The 7,181-nt window shown below is 48.7% G+C and carries 6 protein-coding genes and 1 pseudogene; 3 read left to right on the top strand and 4 right to left on the bottom strand.

Translation table 11 applies throughout. The annotated features are described in order from the left end of the window. Positions 1-25 precede the first annotated feature (25 nt). Together msrA and QD47_RS15530 are read left to right on the top strand one after the other, a co-directional pair. A complete protein-coding gene (gene msrA / locus QD47_RS15535; protein WP_044646994.1) occupies positions 26-538 on the top strand; it encodes a peptide-methionine (S)-S-oxide reductase MsrA in 513 nt (170 codons plus the stop codon). Between the two features lie 121 nt (positions 539-659). Further along, positions 660-1,607, top strand: coding sequence for a divergent polysaccharide deacetylase family protein (locus tag QD47_RS15530; protein WP_044646993.1), 948 nt, complete (start codon positions 660-662; stop codon positions 1,605-1,607). On the opposite strand, the gene QD47_RS15525 is transcribed toward QD47_RS15530, so the two are convergent. Next, on the bottom strand, positions 1,582-2,343 hold the full coding sequence (locus QD47_RS15525) for an N-acetylmuramoyl-L-alanine amidase (RefSeq protein WP_152643815.1): 762 nt from the start codon (positions 2,341-2,343) through the stop codon (positions 1,582-1,584). The genes QD47_RS15530 and QD47_RS15525 overlap by 26 nt on opposite strands. A 274-nt stretch (positions 2,344-2,617) precedes the next feature. On the opposite strand from QD47_RS15525, the gene QD47_RS15520 reads away from it, so the two are divergent. Further along, positions 2,618-2,809, top strand: a complete 192-nt coding sequence (locus tag QD47_RS15520) for a YqzE family protein (RefSeq protein ID WP_025685457.1) — start codon at positions 2,618-2,620, stop codon at positions 2,807-2,809. A gap of 104 nt (positions 2,810-2,913) precedes the next feature. On the opposite strand, the gene QD47_RS15515 is transcribed toward QD47_RS15520, so the two are convergent. The 3 genes and pseudogenes from QD47_RS15515 to QD47_RS33745 form a co-directional block, all read right to left on the bottom strand. After that, positions 2,914-4,005, bottom strand: coding sequence for a hypothetical protein (locus QD47_RS15515; protein ID WP_044646992.1), 1,092 nt, complete (start codon positions 4,003-4,005; stop codon positions 2,914-2,916). A 253-nt stretch (positions 4,006-4,258) separates the two neighbouring features. Beyond that, a complete protein-coding gene (locus QD47_RS15510; protein WP_044646991.1) occupies positions 4,259-5,248 on the bottom strand; it encodes a YqhG family protein in 990 nt (329 codons plus the stop codon). Between the two features lies 1 nt (position 5,249). Beyond that, a pseudogene (locus QD47_RS33745) lies at positions 5,250-7,138 on the bottom strand (DEAD/DEAH box helicase). Positions 7,139-7,181 lie beyond the last annotated feature (43 nt).

Below are 7,181 nucleotides of genomic sequence, written 5' to 3'. Positions count from 1 at the left end.
AAGCTATTGAAAGGTTGGATGAGAGATGGAGAAAGCAACTTTTGCAGGAGGATGCTTCTGGTGTATGGTGACTCCGTTCGAGGAGCAGCCGGGCATTCATGGCATTGTCTCAGGCTATACTGGAGGGACGATTCCCGATCCGACCTACGAACAGGTTAAAACAGGAACTACAGGTCACTACGAGGTGGTGCAGATTACTTTTGAGCCTGAGCTGTTTCCTTATGAAAAGCTGCTCGAATTGTATTGGCCGCAAACAGACCCTACTGACGGGGAAGGTCAATTTCAGGACCGGGGTACACAGTACAAGCCTGCTATTTTTTACCATACGGACCAGCAACGGGATCTTGCAGAGCAGTCCAAGGAGCAGTTGGCAAAAAGCGGACGTTTTGACAAGCCCATCGTGACGGAAATTCTTCCGGCCTCCATATTTTATCCGGCAGAGGATTACCATCAGGATTATCACAAAAAAAATGTGAAGCATTACAAGGAAGACCGCGCCCAATCGGGTCGTGATGAGTTTATACATCAGAACTGGTAAGCAAGTTTAGCATACATTTTGCGTACGTAAGGCAGATCAGGGATAACCTCTTGGGTCTGCCCATACATATTTAGGCCTCGTTACTCACACAATGAAGGGACAGAGAAGGAGGCTGACCTGAATGAGTAAACGAACGAAACAGCACCTGAGAAACGTCATAAAGAAGGCTATACAGGCTACTCGCAGCCGTAAAGAGCCGACCTGTGCACATGTGGTTTGCCAAAATCCGAGAATGAAAAAAAACTTAGCTGCGTGTATTATGGTGGGTCTTGTGTTTACGGTATGCGGTAATGTCTGGAGCATGGATGTAGCGAGCGCTACGGGTAAGCAGGATCAGCACCAAAAGATGGTGGCCGTCATTATCGACGACCTGGGCAACAACATGAAAGGGACAGAGCAAATTTTAAATTTGCCGGTTAAAATTACGGTTGCGGTGATGCCGTTTCTGCCTTCCACCAAGCAGGATGCCATGGAAGCTCATAAGCGTGGTCATGACGTCATTGTGCATCTTCCAATGGAGCCAAAGCAGGGAAAACCCGAATGGCTTGGACCTGGAGCGATTAAGGCGAATATGTCGGATGAAGAAGTACGCGCCAAGGTGACAGCAGCCATTAAGGAAGTCCCTTTTGCGATAGGTATGAATAATCACATGGGCTCCAAGGTCACCTCAGACAAACGCATTATGTCCATTGTTCTGGATGTTTGCAAGGAGCATGGGCTATTTTTTGTCGACAGCCGTACGAACTATTGGTCAGTAGTGCCTGAGCTAGCTGTAGAAAAGGGAATGCCACCGGTGCGCAATGACATTTTTCTGGATGATACCCATACACTCGCCCATGTGAATCGGCAACTGACCAAGGTGGGAGAATGGGTGGACGAGCACGATACCTGTGTAACGATTGGTCATGTTGGTGTATCCGGCATGCACACGTCCGCGGCACTCCATTCATCGGTTCCCACGCTAAAAGATCACGCCAAGTTTGTGGGCATCAGTGATTTGGTACGTTCCGAATGGGGATGGAAGGGAGCTCCTGCCACCCATACTACCATACCGTCAAATGAGCAATAATGCCTTTGGCTATCGCTTCTGCGACGTTTTTTTGACCGCGATCTCCGGAAAGAATGGCCCTGTCCTGTTCATTGCTGATAAATCCGGTTTCCACGATTACAGCGGGAGGCTGGATTTTGTTCAGAAGATAGAAGGGTTTTCCGTAAACCGTTTCTCTGTTCATGCAGAATAAGCGGTTTAATGAATGTTGAATCCGCTCTGCCAACAGATAGCTGCTGCCTTCGTCCTGGTACAAAACAATCGGCCCCCGTTTTTCGGCACGTTTGGTCCAATTCACATGCAGACTGACGACTAAAGCGGTGGGCAACTGTTCTGTCAGGCTCTTACGCTGGGCTAGGTCTTTCAGATGCCGGGATTTGGATTGAAGCCAACGATTATCGTCGCTTAGAGCATAGTCCTTGTCCCTGTTTAAGACCGCGGGATAGCCCTGTGAGCGTAAAATCAGATATAGCTTTTGACCAATTGCGAGATTAATATCTTTTTCCAAAAGACCCTTATGGCTCGTTCCACCATCCACGCCTCCATGACCAACGTCTATGAGCACAACGGGTTTGGCAAAAGCGTGATAGGACGAATGTACGTTGGATTGACTTTCTGTGTCCTTGTTCGGATTGGTGCTTTTTTCGCCGGGCTGGGCGCTTGCATAGGCAAAGGAGGCAAATACAGCACTGCAAAGGATACTAAAACTCAATCCCATTCCTATTAGCCATATGATGTTTAACTTTTCTTTTCGCACGTTCTATTCCTCCAATAGACGGATTGATTATTTTCTGAAAACCAACCATATAAAGCAGCATAGCTGCCTTAAACAAAATCATTAGCCTTCGGGTAACGATTTTGTTTAAGATAGTATGTACCATTTAAGGGAAACCATGCATAGTTATTCCCGCAGGGTTAGACTTTTTGGAAAATGAGCAAGCTAGGCTTATCTGCATCCAACGTGTGAATTTGATGTTTTCCTGCAATGCGAACAAAATGTCAGGGATGCAGATTAAAGGAGGTCGCGGAGGATGGCCAAGAGTGACGAACTGGTGACGTACATTACGCAGCGAATTGTTCGGTATATGGAAACGCCACGCGATGTGCGCCGTAGCCGCAAACAATCCAGAGAGCCATGGGTATACAAATGGTTCGGAATGCTGCCGCTCGCTCTGAATATGTGGATTAAATCCGCACGCAAAGGGCGAAAGGAACGGCATTAAACTCGCCAAAGAGACCACAAGAGGCATACGAAATGCCGTTTGAGGTCTCTTTTTGTGTTATACAGATCATTTGAAATGATCAAGGTGATTACATAAATTAATAACTAAGAGTGCATACGATAAAATCCACCGCCAGATAACAGCTGATCCAGCGGGACAAAGCGGGAAAGCTCGGTGCGACAGGTTACCGCATACATAATAGGATGAGAGAGACCATGCGAAGGGTTCCAGGACTGATATCCGTTAATAGCTAAGGGGCCGCCAAAAGCGAAATTTATGTCTGTAGCAGAAAATACGATACGTGATGATTCACTCAGTGTGTTAGTAAACTGCTGTACGTTATGGATGAAAAGCTTTTGTTTGGGTAGAAGCCAACTAAGATCGTCATAGGGATCAAAAGGCTCAGCCGAAAGGGTAATCGCCTGTGGCTCTGCTTTCAGAGAGAGAGCAGGTAAAGGAATTGTACTGCTGTGGAGCTTATTTTTCCAGTTCCCATTGGCTACCTCCGCAGGCAATGGATCCCCCGTAAAAGCGTCGATGCACACTTCGCTGCCAGTGGAGGAACGCACCAGCCAGTAGGCTAATAGCGGTTCCTCATACATGGGGGTAATTTGCAGCTTGTCGATGGATGAAAGTTTGGTTTCCGTGAGGGATTTAAGGGATTGGCGGAGTAAATTCATACTGTATGGCCCGCCCGGCCCGTTTCCGTATTCATTAAGCTGATAAGCGCCGTTATGATCTGCCCCGATAATCAGGTAGCCAATGTATTCTCCTGCACGATTCACCTGCACGAGCCAGCTATGTGTTCCGGGACCAAGCGGGTGGTAGCTAATCTCAGCATCTTTCCACTGGGCAAAAGACGGCTGTGTGGATAGCGACTGCACCGTATCGGTGGAAACCCGCTTTACGTCCGTTGGTACCCCTTGTTCCTGAGCAGGAGGACTTGCAGAAGAGTTACCCGGGGAAGGGCTTACAGTAGTTGCCTCGATTTGCCCCTGATTCCCATCTTGGTTCTGGTTCGTGGGTTCCGATGAGGAAACCAATGAAGTTGCTTCGTAAGAGGGTGACGGGTTTACGTTGTGGTCTTGGGTTGCTGAGGGGGCCGCTTGAATGGAAGCAAACGGACAGACTGCGGACAGACCGATCAGAACAGCCGCAATCATACCAACGCTATAGTGTCCGGAATTTTTTTTCAATGAAATCCACCTTTCTGACGGCATAATGCACCGATGGAAGCTTTTTTATCCAGCATATAGCTTGTCCGATAAAAAGACTGCTACACCTTGTCGGCACATCTGTCCTGACCGGGTTCGTTTTTTGCTGTCGATAAGTAGCGGCAGGCCTGGCAAAGCTTGTCGGTACAGCAATAAACCCGATATAGTCTGAAGCACGATGTTAAAAGCTGACGATACCTCTGCAACTAGCCTGCGAAGGAGCGTGAGATATCGGTTACCGCAGATGAAATATCCCGCAGTTAATGGCGGATACAAGCACTTTCGGTTCATATTGCCATACCATTTCTTTGCGACGGGCTTGATGCTGCTCTTGTACGGCTTCTTTTTTTTCCTCTTCTTCTTTTTGCTCCTTAACCAAATCATCGTAATAGTGATCAATCACCTCCAATTCCTCGCGCAGCCGTTCTCTGGCCTGCTCAGCCCACTCGTAATCCTGCTGGCTCAGCTGAGCATTGAGGTAGTTTTCCAGCGAGATGGAGGCCTCCGGAACAGATAATTTTGCAGGCTGCACATGCATATTGCCTGCCAGTAGCGGGCTGAGCTGCCGGGATTCAAGCATGCTACCAAAGTCGGGTACGATGGTGCCGCTTTTGAGTGAAATCCCAAGCCAGTGGAGTTCTTCCCGCTTCAAATCACAGGCAAATTCGATCTTGTAGCAGACGCCTAACCAAGCTTCATATACTGCGGGAGAACGGGCGGATAATTGACGAGCATTAGGTTGCTCGAACAAATTGACATATTTTCCTCCATCCCGTGCAGCTTCAAAAATTTGATGCAGCCGACGACTCCCATAGTGAAGTTCTTCCTGCAAAATACGTCCGGGTCCCAACTGCGGTAACGCTGGAACATGGCCGAAGTAACGGCCCATGACCTGATCCTGTGCCGGATTGCCGGACGCTGGAGCCTGTTGTGATCCTTGCCCCGGTTGTGCTTGTGACGCGGGGAGGGGCGGATTGTCCATCGAACTCTCCTGTGCCGTCCGGTAGGCTTCCCCATCGAAAATAAAGGTGAATGACATCGTTTGCGCCGGAACACCAGTACGCTCTACATAGCCCCAATAGTAGGGGCGGTTCGTTAGAGCTTTATCCGCTTCGGGAGAAAGCTTGACAGTCACATGGTTTGGCGACCTCTCGATCACGCTGCATCCGGTGGCTTCCAGATACGTAAGAACATAGCGCTGTACCTGCTGTGAATTCATGGTCATATCAGCGGCCTCCTTTCGCGCCGCGTCGGGCTTTGGCTGGAGGAACAGCGCTACCTGATAAGCCTAGCAAATCAGCGGTGCTTTGGCTTGTTCCCGTCAGGCACCCATTGATCTGGTTTGTCTCGGATGACATATCGGTTGCCGTATCCGAAGTGGATGGACTGTCCGTACGCAGCTGTTTCATTTCCTGCTTGATGGAATCCAGTGAATGGCCGAGTTTTTGCATTTTTTGGCGTATTTCATCGTCATTGCTGGATTCAAGCATGATTCTATTAAGACTCTTTTCAATGGATTCTTTCTTTTCAAACCGTTCCAGAATGACGTCCAGTCCGCCAATGACCATTTCGAACATGTTGATTTTTTCATGCAGGAGATGGAGGATATGCTCTTCAATCGTTCCGGTTGTGGACAGGTTGAAAATATTAACATCATGCGTCTGTCCCAGTCGATGCACACGTCCAATCCGTTGTTCCACACGCATGGGGTTCCACGGCAGGTCAAAGTTAATCATATGGTGGCAAAATTGCAGGTTAATGCCCTCGCCGCCCGCCTCCGTGGCAATCATCACTTGAATGCGTCCGCGGAACAGATCCATCATCCAGTCCTTGCGTCCCCGGTTCATGCCGCCTCGGTAAGGAACAGCGGATAGCCCCCGGTCGCGAAAATAGTTCAGCAAATATTCCTGTGTAGCCCGGTATTCGGTAAAAATAATCACTTTTTCGTTCATTTGACGAATGAGTTCAAGCGCTTTTTCCGCCTTGGAATTGGCTTTAATCGCCTTGATGTGCGCGACCAATTCCCAGACGCGATCGCGTAGAGGGGAGTCGGGCGCCATCTTTTTAGATAAATTGACAAGCGTTACGAATACCGCATCACGGCTGCTGCACACTTCACGCTGAAGGGTAACGAGAGACAGCATGCTGCTCAAATTTCCGCCATTCGCCTGATATTGATCCTTGACAAAGGAAGTGACTCCATCGTATAGCGCTTGCTCTTCCAGCGAAAGCTCCAAGTGAATGTTGGAAACATTTCGTTTGGTGAATTGGACCGGCCCTTCGCCGCGACGATTGCGGATCATGACTTTGGACAGCTCATCTTTGAGCTGATCCTCATTTTTAGGTAGTCGTTTATCCACAACGAAGTTGGCTGAAAAATCCCCATGTCGTCCTAACTGACCGGGCTTAAGCAATGTAATGAGATTGAAGAGCTCGGACAAATCGTTTTGTACAGGGGTGGCGGTCAGGAGCAAACAATATTTTTTACGCAGCTTCATAATGAACTGGTAGTTGGATGTTTTTTATTTTTTAGCTTGTGTGCTTCGTCGATAATGAGCAGATCATAATCGGTATCCAGTAGGATGTTACTATGTGGCTCCCGCTTGGCAGTATCCATAGAGGCCACGACGACCTCGGACGACCAGGAATACGCTTTTTTCTGAGCGACAGCTGGAATGCCAAATTTGCTGTTCAACTCACGAACCCATTGTAGAACCAGAGAAGCGGGTACAAGAATAAGCACTTTGGCGGCAAGTCCGCGAACCAGATATTCCTTGAGAATCATTCCAGCTTCAATCGTCTTACCCAAGCCAACTTCATCGGCGAGGATGGCGCGGCCGGACATTTCAAATAATACCTTACGGGCCGTATCCAGCTGATGGGGCAGCGGAGTGAGATCTTGCAAATGCTTCAGACATTGAAGCTCATCAAAGCTGGGTACCAGCTTGGCCTTCTCCGCCTCAATTGCCAACTGATATAGATCCCAATCTCCCCAAGGTCCTCCTTTGCGGAGACGTTGGTCCAGCTCATCCTGCCAGCTCCGGTCAAATTGCACCGGAACAGGTGGTGGTGCCTGATTTTGTGATTGTGAGGAACTTGTCGATTTGGCTTTCATGATGAATTCCCTCCCTCCTTTTTGCACAGATCGTAGATGTAGT

The organism is Paenibacillus terrae (genome assembly GCF_000943545.1).
Lineage (GTDB): Bacteria > Bacillota > Bacilli > Paenibacillales > Paenibacillaceae > Paenibacillus > Paenibacillus terrae_A.
This window is presented reverse-complemented; position numbering and strand designations above follow the sequence as displayed.